Source organism: Paenarthrobacter sp. C1 (assembly GCF_049315185.1).
GTDB classification, from domain to species: domain Bacteria; phylum Actinomycetota; class Actinomycetes; order Actinomycetales; family Micrococcaceae; genus Arthrobacter; species Arthrobacter nicotinovorans.
On the sequence record NZ_CP186052.1, the window covers coordinates 130,015 to 155,547 of the forward strand.

General features: G+C 63.9%; 25 protein-coding genes and 1 rRNA gene. 20 read left to right on the plus strand and 6 right to left on the minus strand.

The annotated features are described in order from the left end of the window. Positions 1-131: 131 nt before the first annotated feature. Genes ACNAOU_RS00635 through ACNAOU_RS00645 form a run of 3 tightly spaced genes read left to right on the plus strand, consistent with a single transcriptional unit; the run spans position 132 to position 2,067 of the window. Positions 132-1,067: a hypothetical protein gene (locus ACNAOU_RS00635; RefSeq protein ID WP_179128415.1), complete on the plus strand. Its 936-nt coding sequence runs from the start codon at positions 132-134 to the stop codon at positions 1,065-1,067. Beyond that, on the plus strand, positions 1,064-1,495 hold the full coding sequence (locus tag ACNAOU_RS00640; protein ID WP_018778355.1) for a phage holin family protein: 432 nt from the start codon (positions 1,064-1,066) through the stop codon (positions 1,493-1,495). Before ACNAOU_RS00635 ends, ACNAOU_RS00640 begins: the two co-directional genes overlap by 4 nt. Then, positions 1,492-2,067, plus strand: a complete 576-nt coding sequence (locus ACNAOU_RS00645) for a DUF3618 domain-containing protein (RefSeq protein ID WP_422757801.1) — start codon at positions 1,492-1,494, stop codon at positions 2,065-2,067. The genes ACNAOU_RS00640 and ACNAOU_RS00645 overlap by 4 nt, the downstream gene beginning before the upstream one ends. Positions 2,068-2,148: 81 nt before the next feature. Here the strand turns inward: ACNAOU_RS00645 and ACNAOU_RS00650 are convergent, their stop codons facing one another. From ACNAOU_RS00650 to ACNAOU_RS00675, 6 genes are all read right to left on the minus strand, one after another. Further along, a complete protein-coding gene (locus tag ACNAOU_RS00650) occupies positions 2,149-2,748 on the minus strand; it encodes a hypothetical protein (protein WP_018778353.1) in 600 nt (199 codons plus the stop codon). Between the two features lie 93 nt (positions 2,749-2,841). Beyond that, positions 2,842-3,492: a hypothetical protein gene (locus tag ACNAOU_RS00655; protein WP_422757802.1), complete on the minus strand. Its 651-nt coding sequence runs from the start codon at positions 3,490-3,492 to the stop codon at positions 2,842-2,844. Next, positions 3,464-4,099 (minus strand): hypothetical protein, encoded by a 636-nt coding sequence (locus ACNAOU_RS00660; RefSeq protein ID WP_422757803.1) that lies wholly within the window; start codon positions 4,097-4,099, stop codon positions 3,464-3,466. The genes ACNAOU_RS00655 and ACNAOU_RS00660 overlap by 29 nt, the downstream gene beginning before the upstream one ends. 46 nt (positions 4,100-4,145) lie before the next feature. Then, the gene (locus ACNAOU_RS00665; RefSeq protein ID WP_018778350.1) at positions 4,146-4,952 is read right to left on the minus strand and encodes a hypothetical protein; all 807 of its coding nucleotides are present in this window, start codon (positions 4,950-4,952) and stop codon (positions 4,146-4,148) included. Then, positions 4,949-5,962: a hypothetical protein gene (locus ACNAOU_RS00670; RefSeq protein WP_110504882.1), complete on the minus strand. Its 1,014-nt coding sequence runs from the start codon at positions 5,960-5,962 to the stop codon at positions 4,949-4,951. Before ACNAOU_RS00670 ends, ACNAOU_RS00665 begins: the two co-directional genes overlap by 4 nt. Before the next feature lie 220 nt (positions 5,963-6,182). Further along, complete coding sequence (locus ACNAOU_RS00675; RefSeq protein WP_039239147.1) at positions 6,183-6,674, minus strand: inorganic diphosphatase; 492 nt, start codon at positions 6,672-6,674, stop codon at positions 6,183-6,185. A 212-nt stretch (positions 6,675-6,886) separates the two neighbouring features. Between ACNAOU_RS00675 and dacB the strand changes: the two genes are divergently transcribed. The 17 genes from dacB to ACNAOU_RS00760 all read left to right on the plus strand — a co-directional run bounded on the left by dacB (position 6,887) and on the right by ACNAOU_RS00760 (position 25,227). Then, complete coding sequence (dacB, locus tag ACNAOU_RS00680) at positions 6,887-8,332, plus strand: D-alanyl-D-alanine carboxypeptidase/D-alanyl-D-alanine endopeptidase (protein WP_422758707.1); 1,446 nt, start codon at positions 6,887-6,889, stop codon at positions 8,330-8,332. A 61-nt stretch (positions 8,333-8,393) separates the two neighbouring features. Beyond that, positions 8,394-9,515, plus strand: coding sequence for a zinc-dependent metalloprotease (locus ACNAOU_RS00685; RefSeq protein ID WP_018778346.1), 1,122 nt, complete (start codon positions 8,394-8,396; stop codon positions 9,513-9,515). A 110-nt stretch (positions 9,516-9,625) separates the two neighbouring features. Beyond that, on the plus strand, positions 9,626-10,696 hold the full coding sequence (tilS, locus tag ACNAOU_RS00690; protein ID WP_422758708.1) for a tRNA lysidine(34) synthetase TilS: 1,071 nt from the start codon (positions 9,626-9,628) through the stop codon (positions 10,694-10,696). A 31-nt stretch (positions 10,697-10,727) separates the two neighbouring features. Continuing rightward, positions 10,728-11,279: a hypoxanthine phosphoribosyltransferase gene (gene hpt, locus ACNAOU_RS00695; protein ID WP_011772910.1), complete on the plus strand. Its 552-nt coding sequence runs from the start codon at positions 10,728-10,730 to the stop codon at positions 11,277-11,279. A gap of 171 nt (positions 11,280-11,450) precedes the next feature. Beyond that, positions 11,451-12,296, plus strand: a complete 846-nt coding sequence (locus ACNAOU_RS00700) for a hypothetical protein (RefSeq protein WP_422757805.1) — start codon at positions 11,451-11,453, stop codon at positions 12,294-12,296. A 193-nt stretch (positions 12,297-12,489) separates the two neighbouring features. Continuing rightward, entirely contained in the window at positions 12,490-14,559 is a 2,070-nt protein-coding gene (gene ftsH / locus ACNAOU_RS00705) for an ATP-dependent zinc metalloprotease FtsH (protein WP_018778343.1), read from the plus strand. A 10-nt stretch (positions 14,560-14,569) separates the two neighbouring features. Then, positions 14,570-15,202, plus strand: coding sequence for a GTP cyclohydrolase I FolE (gene folE, locus ACNAOU_RS00710; protein WP_018778342.1), 633 nt, complete (start codon positions 14,570-14,572; stop codon positions 15,200-15,202). Between the two features lie 6 nt (positions 15,203-15,208). Further along, positions 15,209-16,114 (plus strand): dihydropteroate synthase, encoded by a 906-nt coding sequence (gene folP, locus ACNAOU_RS00715; protein ID WP_018778341.1) that lies wholly within the window; start codon positions 15,209-15,211, stop codon positions 16,112-16,114. Between the two features lie 12 nt (positions 16,115-16,126). Next, on the plus strand, positions 16,127-16,486 hold the full coding sequence (gene folB / locus ACNAOU_RS00720) for a dihydroneopterin aldolase (RefSeq protein WP_018778340.1): 360 nt from the start codon (positions 16,127-16,129) through the stop codon (positions 16,484-16,486). Beyond that, positions 16,483-17,028 (plus strand): 2-amino-4-hydroxy-6-hydroxymethyldihydropteridine diphosphokinase, encoded by a 546-nt coding sequence (gene folK / locus ACNAOU_RS00725; protein ID WP_422757806.1) that lies wholly within the window; start codon positions 16,483-16,485, stop codon positions 17,026-17,028. Before folB ends, folK begins: the two co-directional genes overlap by 4 nt. Continuing rightward, the gene (locus tag ACNAOU_RS00730) at positions 17,025-17,546 is read left to right on the plus strand and encodes a DUF3180 domain-containing protein (RefSeq protein WP_018778338.1); all 522 of its coding nucleotides are present in this window, start codon (positions 17,025-17,027) and stop codon (positions 17,544-17,546) included. The genes folK and ACNAOU_RS00730 overlap by 4 nt, the downstream gene beginning before the upstream one ends. Further along, positions 17,527-18,039, plus strand: a complete 513-nt coding sequence (locus ACNAOU_RS00735) for a PH domain-containing protein (RefSeq protein ID WP_413304442.1) — start codon at positions 17,527-17,529, stop codon at positions 18,037-18,039. Before ACNAOU_RS00730 ends, ACNAOU_RS00735 begins: the two co-directional genes overlap by 20 nt. After that, positions 18,036-19,580 (plus strand): PH domain-containing protein, encoded by a 1,545-nt coding sequence (locus tag ACNAOU_RS00740; RefSeq protein WP_227453627.1) that lies wholly within the window; start codon positions 18,036-18,038, stop codon positions 19,578-19,580. Before ACNAOU_RS00735 ends, ACNAOU_RS00740 begins: the two co-directional genes overlap by 4 nt. After that, positions 19,573-20,481, plus strand: a complete 909-nt coding sequence (locus ACNAOU_RS00745; protein WP_422757807.1) for a Rossmann-like and DUF2520 domain-containing protein — start codon at positions 19,573-19,575, stop codon at positions 20,479-20,481. Before ACNAOU_RS00740 ends, ACNAOU_RS00745 begins: the two co-directional genes overlap by 8 nt. A 6-nt stretch (positions 20,482-20,487) precedes the next feature. Continuing rightward, a complete protein-coding gene (gene panC, locus ACNAOU_RS00750; protein ID WP_422757808.1) occupies positions 20,488-21,390 on the plus strand; it encodes a pantoate--beta-alanine ligase in 903 nt (300 codons plus the stop codon). A gap of 105 nt (positions 21,391-21,495) precedes the next feature. Then, positions 21,496-22,983 carry a DHA2 family efflux MFS transporter permease subunit gene (locus ACNAOU_RS00755; protein ID WP_018778333.1) on the plus strand — a complete coding sequence of 496 codons (1,488 nt, stop codon included), beginning with the start codon at positions 21,496-21,498 and terminating at the stop codon, positions 22,981-22,983. A 731-nt stretch (positions 22,984-23,714) separates the two neighbouring features. Beyond that, positions 23,715-25,227 (plus strand): 16S ribosomal RNA (locus ACNAOU_RS00760). The last annotated feature ends 306 nt before the right edge of the window (positions 25,228-25,533 follow it).

Sequence of the window (25,533 nt, forward strand, 5' to 3'; positions counted from 1 at the left end):
GTGAGCGGAACCATGATTACTGGATTCATGTGATTAGAACCACGGCATCCGGGTACAAACCCATTGATAGTAACGATGCTTACTATTCCGGCTGCTGTCCGCAGCCTGCCAACTGTGGAAAGAGAGCAACAATGACTGAGCGCCAATCGCCGCAGGACGGAAGCTTCGCGGCGCCGAGAGGCGGAGCCCACGCAGGGACCGAGCCTTTTTCCGGAAGCTACCTGGACTCGCCGGACGTTGAAACCGATGCCACGTTAACAACTGGTTCCGCAGGTTCCGGTACCGGATCTGCGGATTCCGGCACCGTTGAAACTGCCAAGCAAGAGGCCGCGGGTGTGGCCGGAGCCGTCGGTGACGCGGCCAGCGGAGTGGTGGACACCGCCAAAACCGAGGCCGGCCACGTAGCCCGTGAGGTCAAGGTGAACGCCCGCCAGCTGCTCACCCAGACCAAGGGTGAGCTTGCCGACCAGGCCCAGGTCCAGCAGCAGCGCGTTGCCGAAGGGCTGCGCTCCATCTCTGACGAACTGTCGACCATGGCAAATTCCACCCAGGACGGCGGCGTTGCCACGGATCTCGTCCAACAGGCTGCCCAGCGGTCTTCATCCGTTGCGCAGTGGCTGGAAGGCCGCGATCCCGGTTCGCTGCTCGACGAGGTCAAGGGCTTCGCCCGCCGCAAGCCAGGGACGTTCCTCCTGTTGGCCGCCGGAGCCGGTGTCCTTGCAGGTCGACTGGGCCGCGGCATGGCCGGTAACGCCTCCGACGCCGCCTCGGCGCAAAGCACGACGCCGGCAACCACCCCCCGCGCGGAGTACTACCCCTCTTCCGGCGGAGCGGTAACGCCTCCGGCCGTGGATCTGCCCGGACCGCAGGCAACCACTGCAGGATACGGCTCGGCAACCACCGTGGGAACTCCCGGAACGCCTGGGTACGACGCCGGAACCACCGGAGGCTTCGAAGGCTCCACGCTCCCGTACCCGGAGACCGAAGCCGGTGGGATCAAGGCCCAGGGCGATCCGCTCGCGGGCCCGCTTGATCCGGACAACCCCCAGTACGGAGGTAACCGATGAGCAGTCCCACCGACTTGCCCCCCACCGCGGCCCACGAGAAGGCGGAAAACCTGCCACTCGGCGAGCTGCTGGGCGACCTGACGCGTGACGTTTCGACGTTGATGCGCCAGGAAGTGGAGCTGGCCAAGGTGGAACTCAAGGAGTCCGCCACCAAGGCAGGGAAGGGCGCCGGACTGCTGGGCGGAGCTGCCTACGCCGGCCACATCACGGTGCTGTTCCTGTCCATAGCCCTCTGGTGGGCCTTGGGCCAGCTCGTTGGACTCGGGTGGTCCGCCGTCATCGTCGCGGTCATCTGGGGAATCGTCGCTGCGGTCCTGGCGGTCAAGGGCCGCAAGGAACTGAACACCATCAAAGGCATGCCCCGGACCGCTGAGACGGTCAAGGAAATACCACCCGCTTTGAAACCCAACACTGAGGAGACACGATGACGCAGAACCCCGACGCCCTGCGCGCGGACATTGAAGAAACGCGCCGCCGGCTCAGCACCAACGTTGATGCTGTGGCTGACAAAGTCACGCCGTCACACATCGTCAACCGCCGGGTGGACAAGATCAAGACAGCTGTTTTCGGCGCCCGCGACGACGTCCAGGACCGGGCAAGCACCGCCGCCCACCAAGCACAGGACACTGTGTCCGGAGTGGTTTCGGATATCGGCGATGCCCCGCAGGCCATCACCCGCAAAGCCCAGGGCAGCCCTGTCGCCGCAGGGCTGATTGCTTTCGGCGCCGGCCTTCTGGTCTCCTCGCTGTTCCCCGCCTCTGAAAAGGAGCGCGAAGCAGCGCAGGCAGTCAAGGAAGCAGCCCAGCCGCTGACCGATGAGCTGAGCCACGCGGCACAGGAAGTCGCGGAGCACCTTCGCGAGCCCGCCCAGGACGCCATGCAGAACGTCAAGGACAGCGCCACGGAAGCTGCTGCCAACGTCAAGGATGAAGGCCAGGCTGCGGCCGCCGACGTCCAGGACCGGGCAGAGACAGCCAAGGACATCGTCAGCAACCAGTAAGCCGGCCTGCCAACCCGGGAAGGGGACAGCAAACGCCGCAGTGCATCCTCATTGCGACGTAAGTTGTCCCCTTTCCGGGTGTCAGCGCACTTCGAGGATCATTTGCAGCAGCCGCGCAGCAGCCGGGCGTGCTGCGTGCTCTTCGGCCCATTGCGCGCGGGCCAGTGCCTTGCTCACAGCCTGCGTAGTGATACCCAGTTCCTGGGCAACGGCTTTTTGCTGGCCCCGGACTCCGGGCGTCAGCAGGTCCAGCACCCGCCACTCCGCAGCGCTGCGGTGTTGAACAATATGGCCAAGAAGCCGCAGTACGGCTTCTGCTTCGGAAGCCAGGGCGGCCAGAGGGCCGTCCACCGCGACGGGTATCCGCTCCTTGCTGGACCGCAGCCTGTCCACGGCCCGCCTGGCATATACCAGCCCGTGGCCTGAGGCGTCTTTCACCAGGTTGGGCAGCGGCTCATTGATGGGGCCAACACCAATTCCCACATACCACTGGCCGGTCCGGAGCGCGATCAAGGCGGTCTCTACGGCCTGGTGGCTGGATTCCACGATGCCCTGTACCTCATCCTCAACCGAGCGGTCGAAATCCAGGCGGGCAGGAATGTGCCGCAGGTCCTTGAGCAACTGCGGCACAAGATCGCCGTCGCGGCGGCTGTCGCGCTGGTTGATGGTGAGAGTGAACATAGTGGATCACATGCTACCGGCTGGTAGCAGCTCTGCAAGGGCACAATTCCCCTGTTACTTGCTTCGTGACGGGCTCCGCGAACGTCAGGCGGCTCAGTCCAAGGCGGTGGGTCCAGTCAGTACGACGGCGGGCAGCGCACCTGCCGCTGGACGGCCGGCGCCGGGTGTGCCGGAGTCCCTCATGGTTCCTTGTATGGCCTTCACCAGCGGGGCCGGATCCTCGTTCGCGGCGAAGACCCAGAACGTATCGCGGGCCTGGAACACTACTGCGTTCCTGCCGCCCGCACCCAGCGAGACTTTGTTCCTTGCCACCAGGCGCCTGTCCGGATCAGTGTTGTCGGCGGTAGTCACGGCCTTGAGCGTCCCGGGCGCGATCGCGTTCCAAGGAAACACCAGCAGGGTGCTCTTTTGCGAGTACTTGGCCACGATTCCCCCGTCAAAGACCAGGAGTTTCCGGAAACTGCCCAGCAGGGTCATGGACCACAGCACCAAACCGGTGAGGGCGCTGGCGGCAATGAAGAGCAGGGGATCACCGAAATGTCCGGCCTCCCGGGTGGAGCGGAGCGGGCTGACGAACTCGGCGATGGTTCCAAAGAGGAAGCCAACCAGCAGGCAGGGAATCAGCGCCTTCCAGTAGATGCGCCGCGAAGAAGCGACATACCGGAGTCGCCCCAGCCCGGGTCCAAGCCGGCGCTCAACACGTCGTTCCAGCCAGTTACGGCCGCGCATCCGGGCGCTGGCCATAGAGGTTGGGCAGGTTTTGCTGTTGTGCCGAGGTCGCTTGCTCCGCGGCAACGGCTTTGGGATCCGGGACCGGCTGCTGGCCTTTGGCGATGCCGGAGCGCCGGTCCATGGCAGCAAACTTGGGATCCCAGGTGTCATCTCCGCCGCCGCTCAGTGCAGCAGCGATAACCATCACCACGAAGAACGGGAAGAACGACCAGCAGATGGCGCGCCATCCGCCCAACCAGGCACCCGCCGTCGTGCCGTTCTTGATCCGCACCGAGCGCATGCCTGCAGCGGCGTCACCGACGCTGCCCACAGTTCCCCAGATCATGCCGTAGATGAACAGACCCACGAACCACAGTACGACGTACAGGGTCAGCCAGAAGCCGTCATTGAACCCGAGCGTCGATCCGTTGTTCATCATGGACTCACGGACCACTGCGGCGATGGCTGCCAGGATGACGTAGCCCACCAGGAACACGACCGCATCCAGCACGCGGCCCCAAAAGTGGGCTGCTCCGGATGCCTTGACGAAGTACGCGCCCGTGTCGGGGTGGCGGCGTACGGCACGTCCGGTGAGGGGGTCCACCATGCCGGTTGCGGTTGTGGGCTTCGTAGCGCTCATGAGGGGCTTTCGGTTCGACGGCGGGTTGCGGCTTGGTTGCGGGAGATCAGGCCAGCCCGGCAAGTCCGCCCAGGACGCGGGCCAGGGACGGGGCCGACGTTTCCTTCAGTTCGAAGGAAACGCCCTCGCCCTGCTCCGGAAGGCCGGGCTCCTGCGAGCCCTCCACGCGAGGCGTCAGGACGTGGACGCCGGACGGGCCGGTGTAAACGGTGACGGTAGGAAATTCATTGGTGTCGGAGTTGAACGCAACAACGTTGCTTGCGGCCTGCGTATCGGCCAGGGCCGTGGCGGCATGGGCTTCGAACTGGGCTTCCGTGTACACCGCAGGATCCGAGTCGCGGGCGGCCGCGTGCTCGGGATCCACGAATTCGGCGAGGCGCGGTACCAGTTGATCCCGGGTGACAACGGTGAAGCCGTGAAGGCCGCCTTCGTCCACTTCCTCCAGCAGGACGCCCTCGTCGTGGACGTAGCCGTACAGCCAGCGCTTGCCGGTGGAGACGGTCCGTTCAACGGAAACAACGTTGCTGCCGCTGCGGCGAAGGGTCAGGGCGCCGGTGATTTCCTCCGTGGCGTGCAAACGGGAGGGTTCCGTTTCGCCTTCAAAGATCACCGGGTAGACGAGTTCCTTGGCGAGCAGCCCGCGCAAGGCCACGGCGCACATGATGTCCTTGTTGGCGTCCTGGGCTGAAAGCCACGGCAATGCCACCAGTTGCTCGTGCTGGACGCCGTCCAGTGCCACGACTTCCTCATCGGTCAGCGTGGGCAGGGGCGCTCCGATGGCGCTGGCTGATGCCAGGACCTTGGCTGCGGCCTGGACATCCCGTTCGGTCCAATTCATGGTGCTCGTTGTCATCCGAATATCCCTCCGACAAAGTTTCCGACCGACTTGGCGGCATTACTGACTCCGTCTGCCACCTTACTGCCTACATCCTTGGCGAAATTGCCCACTTCCTTGGCGCCGTCGGCAATGTAACTGCCGGGGTTGCGGGCAAAGTTGGAGATGGAATCCCAATTGTCAGCCACCAGGTTGCCCAGCGCCCACGCTCCGGCAACCAGCCCGGCACCAATGACGATCGGCGCACCGATGGGACCCAGAAGGGCCGCGCCGCCGGCCGTCATGAGCATGATGCTGCCCACGCCGCCCACCACGGACAGCCCGCCGGCAACCCTGTCGCCGGTTCCGCGCCAACCGTCGTGCTGGGGGCTGATCATGTCGCTGATGCCGCCCACGATGTTCAGTGGTGCAGCGACAGCCCCGGCGATCCGGAGCCCCTTGGAGAACTTGCTCGCCTCCTGGAATGCCGTGCTGTACGGGATGTTGGCTTTGAGGTCGGTGATGACGTCCGTGACCTTTTCGCCGTTGCGCAGCGCGGTGATGCCGTCCCGCAGCACGCTGCCACCGGCGCGCCAGTTGGTCAGGATCTCTTTGGTCTGCCCGTACCGCAGGTGCCGGGGGATGACGTTTCCGGCGGCGTCCGGCTTGACCGGAAGGAGGTACTTGAAGGCCGTCCACAGCGGAGCAGCCACACCTTTGGCGCCCATGGCGGTGTCGTAGACATCCTTGAGGACGCCCACCGACGTGCCCGAGCCATCATTGTGGCTGGCGAATTCCTGCTGGTTGGCGTGCTTCTTCAGCTGGCTCGCGTTTTCCCGGAGCATGTTGGCGGCCTTGACCAGGCTCTGCCGGTGCTGGCTGTTCCAGTCACCCTTGAAGACCGTGGCGTCGCGGCCTTGCCAGGCTGTCGTGGAATTAATCGCGTTGGACAGCTGTGTGTTTTGCAGGCTGATGGCGTCGGCGGCTTTGCCCATCACACCCGCCAGACTGCGAAGTTGCGCGATATCGGCGCCGTAAAACCCAGCCATATGGAACCCCCTGTGTGCAAGCATCGAAAAGTCTCGTCCCAGCCTAGGGGGCCGGCCAAGCTCCCGCGATGGGTAGTCATGCCCATCAAAGCAACGCGGGGTCACTTATGGCCCATGTTCGACTCCCGAATGGGCCATAAGTGACCCCGCGTTGCTTTAAAAGCACGACGGCGGTTGGTGGGGTTCCAGGGAACCCCGCCAACCGCCGTCGTGGTCTGCGTTAGTGGCCTGCGGCCGGAACGTAGCGCTTGATGGAGGCTTCCAGCTCGGCTTCGGCGGCGGCGCGGTCGCCCCAACCCTCGGCCTTGACCCACTTGCCGGGCTCCAGGTCCTTGTAACGGGTGAAGAAGTGCTCGATTTCCTTGATCAGGAATTCGCTGACGTCGCTGACTTCCTGGATGTGGTCGAAGCGTGCGTCAACGGGAACGCAAAGGACCTTGGCATCTCCGCCGCCGTCGTCGGTCATGTTGAAGACGCCGATGGGGCGGGATTCAACGATGACGCCCGGGTGGAGGTCGAAGTCCTGCAGGAGCACCAGTGCGTCCAGCGGGTCGCCGTCTTCGCCCAGAGTGTTCTCGAAGAAACCGTAGTGCGTGGGGTACTGCATGGAGGTGAACAGGACGCGGTCCAGGCGGACACGGCCGGTTTCGTGGTCAACTTCGTACTTGACGCGCGATCCCTTGGGGATCTCGATGGTCACGTCGTGCTTCATGGAATGCTCCTTGACGGGTGAGGGTGGGGCGTTGCTCCGCCGAAGCGGCCGCCACGGGTGACGGTGCCTCAGGCAGGCTGCTTAGCCCGGGGCTGGCGGCAGGCAAAAGTACAGCCGGTGCCGCCGACTACTATTGAGGATATAGCGAGAGGCCCGGGTTTCTTGAACCGGCGGTGACATTTCAGGACTGACAGGACCAAGCAACTTCCATGATGGGCGTTAAAAACGGGGGTTCCCGGAAGAGGGTGCCCACGGTGTGGGGGCGCTTGATGTGGCCGGTGCTGTTGGCAGTTGTCCTGCTCTGTGTCGGCGCCGTCGTGGTGTCCGGAATGGCGCCCGGGTTGTTCAGTGTTCCCCGGCCTTCGCCGTCGATCCCCGCGTGGCAGCAGCAACCCACGCAACTGTCCGGCTCCAGCGCGCTGCTGCCCCTGGATGACAAAGCGCCCGTCCCCCTGCCGTCCGAAGTGTCCCGGCTCCTGGACGGGACCCTGAAACCAGATGGCGCGGGCAACATCAGCGGCATGGTCATCGACGCCATCACGGGGAAGGTCCTGTTCGACCGCGACGCCAACGCCAACAGGATCCCGGCGTCCAACATGAAATTGTTGACCGCCGTGGCCGCCCTGAAGGCACTCGGGCCCGACGCGCGGTTCACCACCAAGGTTCTCGGATCCGACAATCCCTCCACAGTGGTCCTGACCGGCGGCGGGGACGTGCTGCTGGGTGCGTCCGCTTCCGACCCTTCCGCCATTCTTGGACGTGCCGGCCTGGCTTCCCTGGCCGCGGACACTGCGGCAGCCCTGGCCGCAGCGGGTGTGCAGGGCCCCATCACGGTGAAGGTGGACGACTCCCTCTTCACCGGACCGGCCCTGAACCCGGCCTGGAGCCTCGACGACGTGGCGGCCGGCGAAACTGCTCCCTTGTATTCCCTCGCGCTGAACTCAGGACGCTATTCACCCGGCGTTCAAACAGGTCCCAGGCCCCAGGACTCTGCCATGACCACCGCCCAGGCTTTCGCGGAGCAGTTGGCGGCGGCCGGCGTCGTGGTGAGTCCCGGCGTCGAACGCGCCAAAGGCCTCCCCACCAAAGTCCTGGCCACCGCTGAATCCGCCACGGTCAGCGAGCAAGTGGACCTGATGCTGGAGACCTCCGATAACTTCCTGGCCGAGGCCCTGGGGCGGATGACCGCTGCCGCCAGCGGCAAGGAAACCACGTACGACGCCGCCACTGCAGCCGTGCGGCAAAGGCTGGGGGAGTTGGGCATCGCCACGGACTCAATGCAGCTGGCCGACGTTTCGGGACTGGCGTTGGAGAACCAGGTCAGTGCCCGGCAGTTCGCCGAGGTCGTCCGGGCCATCACCAGTGGTCCGGATCCTGCGCTTCGTTCAGCCCTGGACGGTTTTCCCGTTGCGGGACTCACCGGCACCCTCAACGACAGGTACGGCGACGCCAGCACCGCCGGGGGAGCGGGACTGGTCCGCGCCAAGACCGGAACCCTCAACACCGTCATCGCCCTGAGCGGTTATGTGGTGGACGCGGACGGACGGCTCCTGGTGTTCTCCTTCATCGGCAACGGGCTGGACCCCGGTGCGGCCGGCAACAAAGTGGCCATGGACCGATCCGCGTCCGTACTGGCCTCCTGCGGCTGCCGGGGCTGAAAGCTCCGCGTCCAGCGAACTTAAGGGTTCACTGTCAGCCACGTGTGGTGTGATGGACCGTATGGTGTCATCTGCCCGCGAATCGTCAGCAGGGGCCCAGTCCCTGATCAATTGGGATCTGGCCGCCGCTACGGCTGCCCGGCTTGCCCCCTCCGGCCCTGAGCTCAGCGCCGGGGAAATCGGCAAGGCGGTAGAGAACCTGCGCTTCAATGCGGATATCTCCGTGCCCCACGTGCACGACATCACAGGCCTGGACGCCGCGCGGGACCTGCGCGATTCCCATGTCCTGGTGGTGGACCGGGCCTCGTGGTCCAAGGCCAATACCCAGAGTTTTTCGGTGATGCTCCAGCCTGCGCTGAAGAAGATGCTGGAAAGCCGCAGCGGGGTTGCCATGACACCGGCGGCAGCTGCAACCAGCGGGGCCATCACCGGAACCCAGCTCGGCGCCGTACTGGCCTTCCTCTCCAGCAAAGTGCTCGGCCAGTATGATCCCTTCGCTGCCCTGGCACCCGATTCCACTGTGCCCCCGGGCGGCCGCCTCCTGCTTGTGGCGCCGAACATCATCTCCGTGGAACGCGAACTCAACGTCCACCCGGACGACTTCCGCCTCTGGGTGTGCCTCCACGAGCAAACGCACCGCGTCCAGTTCGCGGCCGCACCCTGGCTCAGGCACCACATGCTCGACGAAATCGAGAAACTCAGCGGCAACCTCCTGGGCAACATGGACTCCCTCGTTGAACGGGCCGGCGCAGTGGCCAAGTCCCTCCGGGACCGCAACCCCACAGAGAAGACACCGGGCCGTGGCGCCATTCTGGACCTCCTGCAGAATCCCGAAGAAAAAGCGTCCCTCTCCCACATCACCGCTGTCATGAGCCTCCTCGAAGGCCACGCCAACGTCGTGATGGATGCCGTCGATTCCAGCATCGTCCCCTCCGTGAAGACCATCCGCCAGCGCTTCAACGACCGCGGCAAGGACCGGGGCGTTGTGGAGAAGTTCATCCGCAACCTCCTCGGCCTGGATGCCAAGATGCGCCAGTACACCGACGGCGCCAAATTCGTCCGCGAAGTTGTTGCCGTGGCCGGGATGGAAGGCTTCAACAAGGTCTGGGAATCCGCCGAGTACCTGCCCACCGAAGAAGAAATCCATAACTCCCGGCTGTGGCTAGAGCGGATGGGCCTTTGAGCCTTCCGGCCGGTTCCGGTGCTGGTTCAGGTTCCGGTGTGGGTTCAGCAGGCAAAGGACGACGCCGGCCCGGACGACTGGCGCCAGTCGTCGGCAAAGCACGGAAACAGTTGCAGAACGCCCTCGCCGCTGCCGGGTACCCCGCGCGGGTGCTCGTGGCCTGCAGCGGAGGTCCGGATTCCCTGGCGCTCGCAGCCATTGCAGCCTATTTCGGCAGGCGCGGCCACGTGGATGGGCATCCGGTGTCCGTTGCCGCCGTCGTGGTTGACCATCAACTGCAGGACGGATCGGCGGAAGTAGCTGCCAGGACCGCATCTGTTTTGCGCGAGCTGGGGCTTTCTCCCGTGGAAGTGCGGACAGTGGACGTCGCAGCAACCGGGTATGGCCCCGAGGCCGCAGCGCGGGACGCCCGGCACGCGGCCCTTGAATCCGCCGCCGATGACCTGGGGTGTGATGCGATCCTGCTCGGCCATACCTTGGATGACCAGGCTGAACAGGTGCTCCTGGGCCTGGCCCGGGGTTCCGGGACACGCTCCCTGGCGGGCATGCGCCCAGCCCGCGGCCGGCTTCTCCGCCCATTCCTCGGTCTCCGCCGCCAGGAAACAGTGGAGATCTGCGACATCGAGGAACTGGACCCCTGGCACGATCCGAGCAACGCCGATCCCGCCTTCGCCCGCTCCAGGGCACGCGTGGAAGTCATGCCGGTCCTCGAAGAAAAGCTTGGGCCCGGGGTGGCTGAATCCCTGGCCCGGACTGCGGCGATCCTTCAGCAGGATGCGGACTTCCTCGAGGATTTGGCCAACGAGACCTATCTCTCACTCGTCCATCGTGAGGATGGGGGCGTCTGGCTGCCGGAGGACACCGTCCGCGGACTTGCACCGGCGTTAAGGTTCCGGGTCATCGCCAAGGCTGCAGCCGACGTCGGGGGTCAACAACCCGGGTACGGTCGGCTTCAAGCCGCGGAAGCCCTGCTGCGCAGGCAGGGGTCGGCCGGGCCCGTGCAGCTTCCCGGCCACGTCAGCGTTTCACGTCTGTCCCTCAGCGATCTGGCGCAGGAAAGGACCGTTTCCGCGGGCGCTCCGCCGGCGGATGCGACCGGTGATTCGGCCAACGCCGGTCCCCGCGAAGCCGCGCGCTGTGGGAAGCTAGTATTCCGGCATCAGAAACCGTCCCAGCAGTAGCCGCACCCGAGCATCAAAACAGGAGCCATTGGTGGATTCAAACGACGTCCAGGCAGATCTCAAGCACGTTCTTTACACCAAAGAGCAGATCCAAACGCGTATCGCGGAACTCGCAGCGCAGATCGACAAGGACTACGAAGGCCGCGACATCCTCATTGTCGGGGTCCTCAAGGGTGCGGTCATGGTCATGGCTGACCTTGCCCGCGCACTGCACAGCCACGTCAGCATGGACTGGATGGCTGTCTCGTCCTATGGCTCCGGCACCCAGTCCTCCGGCGTCGTCCGGATCCTCAAGGACCTCGACACCGACCTCATGGGCAAAGACGTGCTCATTGTTGAGGACATCATCGATTCCGGCCTCACTCTTTCCTGGCTGAAGTCGAACCTCGAATCCCGCGGTACCGCCAGCGTCGAGATCTGCACCGCTTTCCGGAAGCCGACCGCCGCCAAGGTGGAAATCGACGTCAAGTACGTCGGCTACGACATTCCCAACGAGTTCGTTGTCGGCTACGGCCTGGACTACGCCGAGAAGTACCGCAACCTCGACTTCGTGGGCACCCTGGCCCCGCACGTTTACGAGTAAGTACCCGGTTCCCGCTTCGCCGCGCCACTTTCCGCCGACCGCACCTGCAACCTGGTGCCTTTGGCGGAAGGGGCGCGGCGGTGCTGCTTAAAGGGTGCGAATGGCCTGGGCGGTTGATCTTTGGCTTGGCCGGACCTGCCGCCTCTCCGCTTGCCGGGGCTAAACTGAACCATGACCGGTGCTTCTGCCCGTCTTCTGACGTGGCTTGCCGTCATGGCGACGCTCCTCACGGCCTGCACTCCCGCCGTCGACCTCCCCGGGACCGATACCGGCCAGCCGGTCGCGACCTCTTCCGCCTTGCCGACTGCGAGCGAAACCGCCGCGGCCCCGTCTACGAATACCCAACCTCCCGCTCCTGCTGTGGCTCCAATCCCAGCTGCGCCTCCCGTCCCGGCGGCGCCTCCGGCGATTCCCCAGCCGTTCGCGTTCAACCTGTACCAGGCGGGTGACTTCGTTCCGCAGTACACCTTCGATTGGTGCGTTGCGGCGAGCGTCCAGATGGCCCACAACCTCATTGACGACACCGGCGGGGCTTCCTGGACCGACTCTGCGCAGCAGGGTCATCTGTGGGAGATGGCAAGGGCCAGATCATCCGATTCGTTCAACGGTGCCAACCCGTTCGGTTGGGCGCAGGTGCTGACCGAATCAGGCATGGGGCCGTACACGGTGGTGAGCGTCGCGGATTATGGCGGCGCCCTGCAAACGGCTGCGCGCGCCATGGCGGGTACCGGGCGACCGGTTGGCCTGGTCATGTGGAGCGGCCGCCACGCGTGGGTCATGAGCGGATTCGAATCGATGGGCGATCCCGCCCAGTTCCCGGACTTCAAGGTAACGGGGATTCACGTCATGGATCCGCTGTACCCATACGGCAGCGGGCAGTGGGGGCCATCGCCCGAGCCCAACAGCCTGCTCAGTCCGGAGCAGCTGGCCACGCAGTTCGTGGTCCGGGAGCCCCGACGCTGGAGCAGCGGACTCCCGACCGGCTACTTGCTGGTCCTCCCCGTCGCTGCGGCCTGAACGAACCAGCAACAAACCCTGTCCACTCGAGCCCACCGCGAGTATCCTGTGTACGCCCAGAGGGAACTTTTGGACTTTCCAGTGCGTGAATTACTGGGAACGGTGTATAGCTTGAAACCGAAGCAGCACCACTCGCGCGCAGAAGTTGCGCCTTGCAGCACTACCAGGAGGGACGGGGCAAAACCCCGATCAGATGAAAGCTAAGAGTTTCTTCAAGGGCCCGGGCATCTGGATTGTTGTCGTCGTTGGCTTGCTCCTGGTGGCATTCGCAACACTGGCTCCGGGCGGTTCCACACGCATTGACACCAAGGAAGGCCTGGATCTGCTGTCGCAAAGCGGCAAGGTCGAGCAGGCCAAGATCTTCGACGCCGAGAACCGCGTCGACTTGGTGCTGAAGGACAACCTGAACCTAGATGGACAGGACAAGGGCAAGAACGTCCAGTTCTTCTACGTCACGGATCGTGGTCCGGATGTCGTGAAGGCTGTTACCAACGCCAACCCGGACAAGGGCTTTACTGACCAGCCCGTCGAGAACAACTGGTTCTCCGGCCTGTTCTCGCTCCTTATCCCGGTGCTGTTGCTCGGTGTCCTGTTCTGGTTCCTGCTGTCCCGCATGCAGGGCGGCGGCTCCAAGGTCATGCAGTTCGGCAAGTCCAAAGCCAAGCTGGTCAACAAGGACATGCCCCAGGTGACGTTCTCCGACGTCGCCGGTGCTGACGAGGCCGTGGAAGAGCTCCAGGAAATCAAGGAATTCCTCCAGGAACCGGCGAAGTTCCAGGCGGTCGGCGCCAAGATCCCCAAGGGTGTGCTGCTCTACGGCCCTCCGGGTACCGGTAAGACCCTGCTCGCCCGTGCTGTCGCAGGCGAAGCCGGTGTTCCGTTCTTCTCCATCTCCGGCTCGGACTTCGTGGAGATGTTCGTCGGTGTGGGTGCCTCCCGCGTCCGCGACCTCTTCGAGCAGGCCAAGGCCAGTTCCCCGGCAATCATCTTCGTGGATGAGATCGACGCCGTCGGCCGTCACCGCGGTGCCGGCATCGGCGGCGGAAACGACGAGCGTGAGCAAACCCTGAACCAGCTCCTTGTGGAGATGGATGGCTTCGACGTCAAAACCAACGTCATTCTCATCGCGGCGACGAACCGTCCCGACGTCCTGGACCCCGCACTGTTGCGCCCGGGCCGTTTTGACCGCCAGATCACCGTGGAAGCTCCGGACATGATCGGTCGCGAACAGATCCTCAATGTCCACGCCAAGGGCAAGCCCATGGCTCCCGGCATCGACCTCAGGGCTGTTGCCAAGAAGACCCCCGGCTACACAGGTGCCGACCTGGCCAACGTCTTGAACGAGGCCGCGCTGCTGACCGCCCGTTCAAATGCGAACCTCATTGATGATCGTGCGTTGGACGAGGCAATCGACCGCGTCATGGCCGGCCCGCAGAAGCGCAGCCGCGTCATGAAGGAACTCGAGCGCAAGATCACCGCCTACCACGAAGGCGGCCACGCCTTGGTGGCGGCAGCACTGCGGAATTCCGCCCCGGTCACCAAGATCACCATCCTTCCCCGCGGCCGTGCACTCGGCTACACCATGGTGATCCCCGAGGATGACAAGTACTCGGTCACCCGCAACGAGCTGCTCGATCAGATGGCCTACGCCATGGGCGGCCGCGTCGCAGAGGAGATCGTGTTCCACGACCCCTCCACCGGTGCCTCCAACGACATCGAGAAGGCCACCTCCACTGCCCGCAAGATGGTGACGCAGTACGGCATGAGCGAACGCGTCGGTGCCGTGAAGCTGGGCCAGGGTGGCGGCGAGCCGTTCCTCGGCCGCGATGCCGCACAGGAGCGCAACTTCTCGGACCAGATCGCGTACGTCGTGGACGAGGAAGTTCGTCGCCTGATCGACCAGGCACACGACGAGGCCTACGCCATCCTTACCGAAAACCGGGACGTCCTGGACCGCCTGGCACTGGAACTCCTGGAACGGGAAACCCTGAATCAGGCTGAGATCGCCGAGATCTTCCACGACATCCGGAAGCGCGATTTCCGCGAGATCTGGTTGTCCAAGGAATCCCGTCCGGTCCAGTCCATTCCGCCGGTGGAAAGCCGTGCAGAAAAGGCCGAGCGGGAAGCCCAGGAGGAGGCCAAGAAGGCTCGCCTGGACGAACCGTTGGACACCGTAGCTCCGCACGCACAGGGCGTCAGTAGCCAGGACTCCTTCCAGGCGCCGCAGCCCGACGGCGGCAACGACCACCCGCATCACGGCTAAGCTTTCTGCTGTGACTCATTTCGACGACGACGACCTCGCCGCCGCCCACGGTTCCGCCACGGGCTCCAAAGCCCACTCCAAGGTGGACCGTCCGCGCATTGAAGCGGCTGTCCGCGAGATCCTGCTGGCAATTGGTGAAGACCCTGACCGTGGCGGGCTGCAGGACACGCCAAAGCGCGTGGCCAAAGCCTATGCCGAGGTGTTCGCGGGCCTGCACCAGCACCCCGCGGACGTCCTGTCCACCACCTTCGACCTCGACCACGAAGAGCTTGTCCTGGTGAAGGACATTCCCTTCTACTCCACGTGCGAACACCACCTGGTGCCGTTCCACGGAGTAGCGCATGTCGGTTACATTCCGTCACATGACGGCAAGGTGACCGGCCTCAGCAAGCTGGCACGGCTGGTGGATATCTACGCCCGTCGGCCGCAGGTGCAGGAGCGCCTCACCACGCAGATCGTGGAGGCCCTGGTGAAGCACCTCAACCCGCGCGGGGCGATTGTCGTCGTCGAATGCGAACACATGTGTATGTCCATGCGCGGCATCCGCAAGCCCGGCGCGAAGACCGTCACCAGCGCGGTGCGCGGTCAACTCCATGACCCGGCCACCCGCGCCGAGGCCATGAGCCTCATCATCGGAAGGTAAGCATTTATGGACTCCCTCGCTGCAGCACCCGGAACCGGCCCGGCCACAAGCCCGCTGCCGGTTCTCCGCAAGCCGCGGCCCGCGGCCAGGTTCGAGGACCTGCCCACGGACCGCACGCTCGTCATGGGAATCCTCAACGTCACCCCGGATTCCTTCAGCGACGGCGGCACGCACCGCACACCGGACACAGCCATTGCGCTGGGCCTGCGGATGTTCTACGCCGGCGCTGACATCATCGATGTCGGCGGCGAGTCCACCCGTTCGGGCGCGGAACCTGTTTCCCCCGAGGAAGAACAGCGCCGCGTGCTGCCGGTGATCCAGGCCCTGGTGAAGGCCGGTGCGCTGGTCAGCATCGACACCATGCACACCTCCACGGCGGCCGCCGCTGTTGAGGCCGGAGCTGCCATCATCAACGATGTCTCCGGCCTGACCATCGAGCCCGATATGCCCGAGCTCGTGGCCCGCACCAAGGTCCCGTACATACTGACGCACCGCCGGGGCGACGCCCTGACCATGGACAGTCTGACGGACTACAACAACGTCACCGAGGACGTGGTGGCTGAACTCAGCGGCGTCCGCGACAAGCTGTATGCCGCCGGTGTTGCCCCGGAGCAGATCATCGTCGATCCCGGTATCGGGTTCTCCAAGAACGAGAACCAGAACTGGGAACTCCTGAAGAACCTGGACCAGTTGTTCGTCCTGGGACACAAGGTGATGGTGGCCGCTTCACGCAAGCGCTTCCTTGGCTCGCTCCTCACAGTGGCCGGCAAGTCGGCAGCGCCGTTGGAGCGCGACTCCGCCACCGCCGCCATCACCGCTCTGAGTGCTGCCCAAGGCGCTTGGGCTGTCCGCGTCCACGACGTCGGCCCCAGCCTTGACGCCGTCAAGGTTGCCGCCCGTATCGCCCGCTGATTGGATATCGCTGTGGACAGGATTACGCTGACCGGCGTCACCGCCGTCGGTTATCACGGGGTGTTCGATTTCGAGCGCCGTGACGGCCAGCCCTTCGTCGTGGATGCCGTGCTGCACACGGATTTCACCAAGGCTGCCGAGACCGACGACCTGCAGTACACAGCGCACTACGGCGAAGTCGCCGAGTTGATCACGAAGCACATCGAGGGCGAGCCCTTGAACCTGATCGAGGGTCTCGCGGTCAGGATCGCCGAGGCCATCCTCGCGAACTACAGCGTGACCGCCGTCGACGTTACCGTCCACAAACCCAAGGCGCCCATTGAGGTTCCGTTTGGCGATGTGACCGTCAGCGTCCACCGGGAGCGATCATGAGCCCTGGCTATACCAAGGTCATTCTGGCTTTGGGCAGCAACCTGGGGGAGCGCAACGACACTCTTTCCACGGCCGTTGCCGACCTCGTTGATCCGCCGGAGGTCCGCCTCCTGGGGGTTTCTCCGGTGGTGCAGACCAAGGCCGTCGGGGGGCCGGAAGGCCAGCCTGATTTCCTGAATATGGTCATGGCGGTGGAGACCACGCTCACTCCCTTGGAGCTGCTCAAGCATTGCCACGAGATCGAACAGAAGCATCACCGAACCCGTGAAGTGCGTTGGGGTCCCAGGACCCTGGATGTGGACATCATCGTTTTCGGGGACCTTGCAAGCGACGACCCCGTCCTCACCATCCCGCATCCCAGGGCAGCCGAGCGGGCTTTCGTGCTCTACCCCTGGTCGCTGCTTGAGCCACACGCCCGGCTGAATGGCCACAGCGTGGCTGAACTGGCCGCCGTCGCAGCCGACATGCAGGACATCCGCAGGTTCGACGGCTTTGGCGACGTCGCCGGCGTACCGGCCACAGGGGCGGTGGAGCCGCAGTGAAAGCCATGCGCCCGGTTGTTTTGGTGCTCATCGCCGTCATCGCTGCCGTCGTAGGCTGGCTGGCCACTGTCTCTACCAACCGTTTCAGCATGCCCACCCCTGTCCTGCCAACGTCCGCGTTGATCACCATGGGTGTCATCGCCGGACTCACGCTCGTCATGGGCGTGCGGGTCCTGCGGTGGCGAAACGGCAAGAAGAAGAACATGCTGAATCCGATTCTTGCCGCCAGGACCCTGATCCTTGCCCAGGCCTGCGCTTACGCTGGAACGCTCCTCCTTGGCTGGCATGCGGGTATCGGCGTGGACCTCCTGCGGATCGGCACGCTGCGCAGCGGTGAAGGCATCCTGTGGAATGCACTGCTGATGGGTGGCGGCGGTGTGGTGATGGTGGTCGTCGGCCTGGTAGTGGAGCGTTTTTGCCGGATACCGCCGGAGGACATCGAAGGCGGCTCCGCCGGTCCTGAAACCCGCCGGGGCGAAACCAAAGGCGAAGGCGAATATGCCTACCGAGGCGATTGATCCTCCCGGCGTCCAGTGGCTCCGGGTTTCCCCCAAGTACGTCACTGTCCGCTTGGTGGAGTGGGCCATCGGAAATGTGCTGATGGTTGCCTTCCTCAGCCTGCCGCTTGTCTTCGTGCTTCTGGGATGGTGGCGGTGGCCCCCGTTGTGGCTGGCCATTGCCGTTCCTGCCGTGATGCTGGTGCTTGCACTCTGGCGTCTGGCCCTCATTCCGCGCCAGGTGCGTGCCATTGGATACGCCGAACGCGACGATGACCTGCTCATTCGCCGGGGCATCTTCTTCCAGCGCACCATGGTGGTTCCGTACGGCCGCATGCAGTACGTTGATGTCGCCGTCGGGCCGGTTGAGCGCAGCCTGGGGCTGTGCACGCTGAAACTCCACACCGCTTCCACCGGTACGAATGCCCAGCTCCCCGGCCTTCCTGCCCAGGAAGGCGCCCGCTTGCGCGAACAGCTTTCGGCCCGCGGAGAAGCCAGGCTGGCCGGGCTGTGAGCCCGGGAGACTCTGCGGTGGTGTTACCGGACAAAGCCGTCGACGGCGACTGGAAGCGGGTCCATCCTGCCTCGCCTTTCGTCCGCGGCTGGGTGGCGTTGGCCGCCGTCGGGTTCTTCTTCAGCAGGGACGCTTTCGAGCGGATGCTGCAGGGCCGGGATTTTGTGGATCCGCACCTGAGCGGCCGGGTGCCATGGCTCCTGGCCGGTGGCGCTGTGGTGCTGCTCCTGACAGTCGGCGGTTTCATTCTCAGCTGGTACTTCACCCGCTACCAGGTGGCCGAAGGCTTTGTCCGGGTGAACACGGGTTTCCTGTTCAAGCAGCAGCGGCAGGCGCGCCTGGACCGCGTTCAGGCCATCGACATTGTGCAGCCGCTTCTGGCACGGATTTTCGGTCTCGCTGAACTCAAGTTTGAGGTGGCCGACGCCGGCGAGTCGGCCGTGCGGCTGGCGTACCTTCCCATCGACCAGGCCAAGCAGCTGCGCGCCACGATCCTTGCGCGGGCGGCGGGTGTGGTCAGCGGGGCCGGGTCGGAGCAGGAGATCCCGGAAGCCCCGGAGCATGTTGTCCTGTCCGTGCCTCCGGCGCGCCTCCTCGGTTCGCTGCTGCTGAGTGAACAGACCGTGGGCATCCTCCTCGGGGCCGCCGCGGTGGTCTCAACCTCGGTCCTTCTGGACAACACAGCAATCTTCCTGGCCCTCATCCCCGCCATCCTAGGTATCGGCGCTTCGTATTGGAGTTCATTCAACAAGGGCTACAACTTCACCGCGGCCATATCGCCGGACGGCATCCGGCTCCGCTACGGACTCCTGGATACGCAGGCCCAGACCCTCCCCCCGGGCCGTATCCAGGCCGTGATGGTCAGGCAGCCCCCCATCTGGAGGCTCTTCGGTTGGTACCGGATGCACGTCAATGTGGCCGGCTACGGCGCCGCGGGGAATTCCGACGGCGCTGCCCGCACCATGCTGCTCCCCGTGGGGTTGAAGCCGGACGTCCTGCGGATGATGTCCTTGGTGTTGCCGGATCCCGGGGTGGACGAACCCGCGGCCGTCTTTGATGCCGGTTTGGAGGGACTGGCGCCGTCGGGCCGCGTCCCGGCCGGCACTGATGGATTCGTTACGACACCCCGCCGTGCACGGTTGCTGGCTCCGTTGGGCTGGCGTCGGAACGGCTTTTTGGCCACCGGGACCGCCCTGCTGATCCGGTCCGGCCGATGGTGGCGCACCCTGGTAATGGTGCCGCATCAACGCACACAGTCCATGGCGTTGCACCAAGGGCCGCTGGCACGGCGCTTTGGTGTGGCTGATCTTGTCCTCCACACCACAGCGGGCCCGGTGCTTCCCCGCGTGTTCCAGGCCGGGGTGTCCCAGGCAGTTGAGCTTTTCGACCAGCAGGCCGCCCGTGCCCGGGAGGCACGGAAGCGGCAGACCAGCGAACAATGGCTGGCGCAGGTGGCGCCGCAAGCCCCGGAAGTTGCCGCAGCGGCAGCACAGCCAGAAGAACCCCAAACACCTAACCAGGAGGACCGCCACGATGGCTAAGCCAGGACGACTCGGAGTCGGGATCGTAGGTGCAGGCAAAGTGGGCGCCGTCCTGGGCGCGGCTTTGCGCGCGGCCGAGCACGCCGTCGTCGGGGTTTCCGCTGTGTCCGAGGCGAGCCGCGAGCGGGCCGAAAATCTGCTGCCCGGCGTCCCGATCCTTGAAATCCAGGATGTCGTGGAGCGTTCCGAGCTGGTGCTGTTGGCCGTGCCGGATGATTCGCTGGGCGAATTGGTGGCGGGCCTGGCAAAGCTGGGAGCCTGGCAGCCCGGCCAGTTGGTGGCCCACACCTCGGGCCGGTTCGGTGTCGGAATCCTCAACCCTGTGCGGTCCGCCGGCGCGATTCCACTGGCCCTTCACCCGGCCATGACCTTCACGGGCATGAGCCTGGACCTGACCCGCCTCATGGACTGCACTTTCGGCGTCACCGCGGACGCTGCCATGCTGCCGATTGCCCAGGCGCTCGTAGTGGAGATGGGAGCCGAGCCCGTGGCGATCGCCGAAGCCGACCGCACCCTCTATCACGCAGCCCTTGCACACAGCTCGAACCACATGGTCACCTTGGTGGCCCAGGCCTCACAGATGCTGCGGGAAATCGGCGTTGAGACACCGGAATCCATGCTCGGTCCGCTGCTGCGCGCCACGCTGGAAAATGCCCTCGCGTCGGGCGAATCCGCACTGACCGGCCCGGTGGCCCGCGGAGATGTGGGTACGGTAACGGCGCACGCCCAGGCGTTGAAGGAGTACGACGCCGGCGCGGGCGGCGATGTCCTCGCCGCCTACCAGGCCATGGCCCGGGCCACCGCACGCAGGGCAGGCAACAGGGGACTGCTGCGCCCGGAACAATTGACTGGTATCGACGAGGCTTTGGACGCAGATCCCAAGGCGCCGGAAGGAAACTGAACAACAATGGCCATCAAACTCGTCACCACAGCATCGGAATTGCGTGCGGAAAGTGCCCGGCTTCTCGCTGAAAAACGCGGGAGTTCTCAGGGCCTGGTCCCCACCATGGGCGCACTGCACCAGGGCCACGCAGCGTTGGCCCGCACTGCGGTGGCTGATAACGATGTTGTGGTGGCCACGATTTTCGTCAACCCGCTGCAGTTCGGTGATGCCGTGGATCTGGACCGTTATCCACGCACGCTTGAGGCCGACATGGACCTCCTCGATGCCGAAGGCGTGGACCTTGTTTTCGCGCCGTCCGTGGAGGAGGTCTACCCGGGCGGGCAACCGTTGGTGCGGGTGACCGCCGGTCCGCTGGGCGAAAAGTGGGAAGGCGCCTCGCGTCCCGGGCATTTCGACGGCGCCCTGACCGTGGTTGCCAAGCTGCTGCACTATGGACTCCCCGGCGGTGCGGCAGCGGACCGCACGACGGCGGCCTACCGTGCCTACTTTGGGCAGAAGGACGCGCAGCAGCTGGCCTTGGTGAAGCGGATGGTCTCGGACCTGAACTTCCCCGTGGAGATTGTTCCCGTGCCGATTGTCCGAAGCGACGACGGATTGGCGCTGTCCAGCCGCAACCGGTTCCTCTCGGACGAAGAGCACGAGGCCGCCCTGGTGTTGTCGCGGGCTTTGCGCCTTATTGAGTCGCGCGCAAACGCGCACGAACCGCTTGACCTGGATTCCGCCGTCGCGCTTGTTGAATCCCAGCCGTTGGTGGAACTGGACTACTTCGACGTCGTCGACCCCGCCACCTTGGAACCCCTCGCCGAAAACTGCAAGGAAACGCCGTTCCGCGGCGAAGGGCTGGCGATTATCGCGGCCAAAGTCGGTCCGGTCCGGCTCATCGATAACGCCCCATTGTTTTCCTAAGGTTTGGTTTTTCCCCCGTGACGGGAATTCGCTGGGCGTTTAGACTGTTCAAGTCTTCACCGGCACCGCTCGCCGGACACCAAATCCAAACCTTGGGGAATCCTCATGTCTACCGACGTCACGTCCGACGCTAACGGCAAACCCGAATCCGGCACTTCCGGAGCCGCCGCCTCGGCAGGGACAACGTCCACGCAGGCTCCGGCCTCCGGAAAGATGTCGCGTGAGTCCGTGACGGTCATCGTCACGCTGCTGGTGGCGACCTTCGTGGTGATCCTCAACGAGACCATCATGAACGTTGCCTTGCAGCGCCTCATGACGGATCTTCAGGTGAGTGCTTCCACGGTTCAGTGGCTTGCCACCGGGTTCATGCTCACCATGGCAGTGGTCATCCCCACCACGGGCTTCATCCTGCAACGCATGAGTACCCGGGGCGCGTTCATGCTTGCCATGGGACTCTTCAGCGGCGGCACTTTGCTGGCGGCGTTGGCACCCGGATTCCTGGTGCTGCTGCTGGCCCGCATCGTCCAGGCCGGCGGAACGGCCATCATGCTGCCGCTGCTGATGACCACCATCCTCACGCTGGTTCCCATGTCCAAGCGCGGCGCCGTCATGGGCAACGTGAGCATTGCCATTTCCGTGGCGCCTGCGATGGGGCCCACCGTTTCCGGCATCATCCTTGACCATTTCTCGTGGCGTTTCATGTTCGTATTCGTGCTGCCGGTCGCCTTGGCTGCTTTCGCGATTGGTGCCAAGTACCTCACCAATGTGGGGGAGCGCGAGAAGACGACCCTCGACGTCACGTCCGTGATCCTGACGGTTCCGGCCTTCGGTGGACTGGTCTATGGCCTTAGCCAGATCGGTGGTTCCAACGCGGGGGTTGTTCCGGTGATCGCCCTGGTGGTTGGCCTTCTATGCCTGGCGCTGTTTGTCGTCCGGCAGCTCAAGCTGCAGAAGTCCGATGCTCCGCTGCTGGACCTGCGCGCCTTCAAGTTCCGCATGTTCACGGTGTCCACGCTGTTGATGGTGGTGGCAATGATGGCGCTGTTTGGCGGAGTCATCTTGCTTCCGCTGTACCTGCAGAACACCTTGCACTTGCAGCCCCTGGAGACCGGGCTGGCCTTGCTGCCCGGCGGTTTGGCCATGGGCCTGCTGGGCCCCGTCATCGGCAGGATCTTCGACAAGGTGGGCCCTCTGCCCCTGACCCTGTCCGGTTCGGTCCTGATGGTGCTGACCTTGTGGCAGTTCTCGCGGCTGGATGAGGCCAGTTCGCTTGGTTGGGTGATTGCCCTTCACGTGGCCCTGAGCTTCGGCCTTGCGCTGCTGTTTACTCCGGCATTCACCACGGGCCTGAACCCGCTGCCGCCGCACCTCTACTCGCACGGTTCGGCGATCATCAGCACGGCCCAGCAGGTTTCAGGTGCAGCCGGTACCGCGCTGCTCGTGTCCATTTACGCTGTGGTTTCTGCTTCGTCTGGTCTGGTGGCCGGCATGCAGGCGGCCTTCCTGGCCGCGACCGTCATTGCCCTCGCCGCCGTGGTGCTCAGCGCCATGATGCGGAAGACCGAAGGCGCGGGAGGCCACGGCGGCCACTGACCCTCGCTCACATCCCGCGGGTTTGGACCGGACGCTTGCTCATATCCCGCGGGTTTGAATCGGACGCTTGCTCATTTTCTTCGACGCTCTCTCACTTTGGTGGGGGAGCGTTGTTGTTTTGGTGTCGGGTGTCGTCTTTGGGGGTTCGACGGCGGTTGTTGGGTTGGGTGTGTGGGTGTCGGGGGGGGTGTGGGTGGGTTGTGATGGGGTTCACGGTGGTTGTTTTGGTGGGTTTGGGGGTGGTTTGTTGGGTTGGTGGGGTTGTTTGGGTTGTGTTTGCGGGGTTTTTGGGTGGTGTTGGGGTGGATTTGGTGTGGGGGTGGGGCGCGTGTAAAGTTATTCGAGTCGCCGCCGCTGATGCGGAAAGATAGCGACCGACTCCCTTTCAAATCACCGGTTCCGGTTGTGCTTTTGTGTGCTTCTGGTGGGTGGGGGAGGCCTGGGGTTTGGTTTGCTTTGTGCGGCCGGTTCGGGTAAGTTTGGAAAGTTGCTCCGGAGCGATCCTGGACCCTGTGGGGTGTGGGTGGTGCCGGTTGTGTCTGTTGTTTGAGAACTCAATAGTGTGCCAAGTTTGTTGATACCGATTGTTTTATTGATTGGTTGAAATTTTGCCAGGTTGCTGCGCACCCCGTGTGTGGTGGTCTGGTTTTCAGCTGGTTTCGAATTTTGTGCAGCCGTGTTTGCCGTTATTTCCGGTGGGTGTGGTTGTGTCTGTTTGATTTTGTTTTACTTCAACGGAGAGTTTGATCCTGGCTCAGGATGAACGCTGGCGGCGTGTTTAACACATGCAAGTCGAACGATGATCCCAGCTTGCTGGGGATTAGTGGCGAACGGGTGAGTAACACGTGAGTAACCTGCCCTTGACTCTGGGATAAGCCTGGGAAACTGGGTCTAATACCGGATATGACTCCTCATCGCATGGTGGGGGTGGAAAGCTTTTGTGGTTTTGGATGGACTCGCGGCCTATCAGCTTGTTGGTGGGGTAATGGCCTACCAAGGCGACGACGGGTAGCCGGCCTGAGAGGGTGACCGGCCACACTGGGACTGAGACACGGCCCAGACTCCTACGGGAGGCAGCAGTGGGGAATATTGCACAATGGGCGCAAGCCTGATGCAGCGACGCCGCGTGAGGGATGACGGCCTTCGGGTTGTAAACCTCTTTCAGTAGGGAAGAAGCGTAAGTGACGGTACCTGCAGAAGAAGCGCCGGCTAACTACGTGCCAGCAGCCGCGGTAATACGTAGGGCGCAAGCGTTATCCGGAATTATTGGGCGTAAAGAGCTCGTAGGCGGTTTGTCGCGTCTGCTGTGAAAGACCGGGGCTCAACTCCGGTTCTGCAGTGGGTACGGGCAGACTAGAGTGCAGTAGGGGAGACTGGAATTCCTGGTGTAGCGGTGAAATGCGCAGATATCAGGAGGAACACCGATGGCGAAGGCAGGTCTCTGGGCTGTAACTGACGCTGAGGAGCGAAAGCATGGGGAGCGAACAGGATTAGATACCCTGGTAGTCCATGCCGTAAACGTTGGGCACTAGGTGTGGGGGACATTCCACGTTTTCCGCGCCGTAGCTAACGCATTAAGTGCCCCGCCTGGGGAGTACGGCCGCAAGGCTAAAACTCAAAGGAATTGACGGGGCCCGCACAAGCGGCGGAGCATGCGGATTAATTCGATGCAACGCGAAGAACCTTACCAAGGCTTGACATGAACCGGAAAGACCTGGAAACAGGTGCCCCGCTTGCGGTCGGTTTACAGGTGGTGCATGGTTGTCGTCAGCTCGTGTCGTGAGATGTTGGTTAAGTCCCGCAACGAGCGCAACCTCGTTCTATGTTGCCAGCGGTTCGGCCGGGGACTCATAGGAGACTGCCGGGGTCAACTCGGAGGAAGGTGGGGACGACGTCAAATCATCATGCCCCTTATGTCTTGGGCTTCACGCATGCTACAATGGCCGGTACAAAGGGTTGCGATACTGTGAGGTGGAGCTAATCCCAAAAAGCCGGTCTCAGTTCGGATTGGGGTCTGCAACTCGACCCCATGAAGTCGGAGTCGCTAGTAATCGCAGATCAGCAACGCTGCGGTGAATACGTTCCCGGGCCTTGTACACACCGCCCGTCAAGTCACGAAAGTTGGTAACACCCGAAGCCGGTGGCCTAACCCTTGTGGGGGAGCCGTCGAAGGTGGGACCGGCGATTGGGACTAAGTCGTAACAAGGTAGCCGTACCGGAAGGTGCGGCTGGATCACCTCCTTTCTAAGGAGCTGCTTGCAATGATTGGTGCCCTGCATGGGGTGTCTGGTTGTTGTCAGTGTTGCCCATTGCGCAGGCGTTTGTTCTGCGGTGGGTGCTCATGGGTGGAATATCAACGAATCATTTTTTTGGCATGGCTTTCGTGGTTGTGTCCTGGTGCTAGTACGGCGGTTCGTGCTCCTGCTTTGTGTGGGGGTGTGGGTTGTTGGGAACGTGTCCGGGGTGTGGCTGGTGGGGGTTGTGTTTGGCGCACTGTTGGGTCCTGAGGCAACAGGACCTTTTTGCAGCAATGCAGGGGGCACTTCTGGT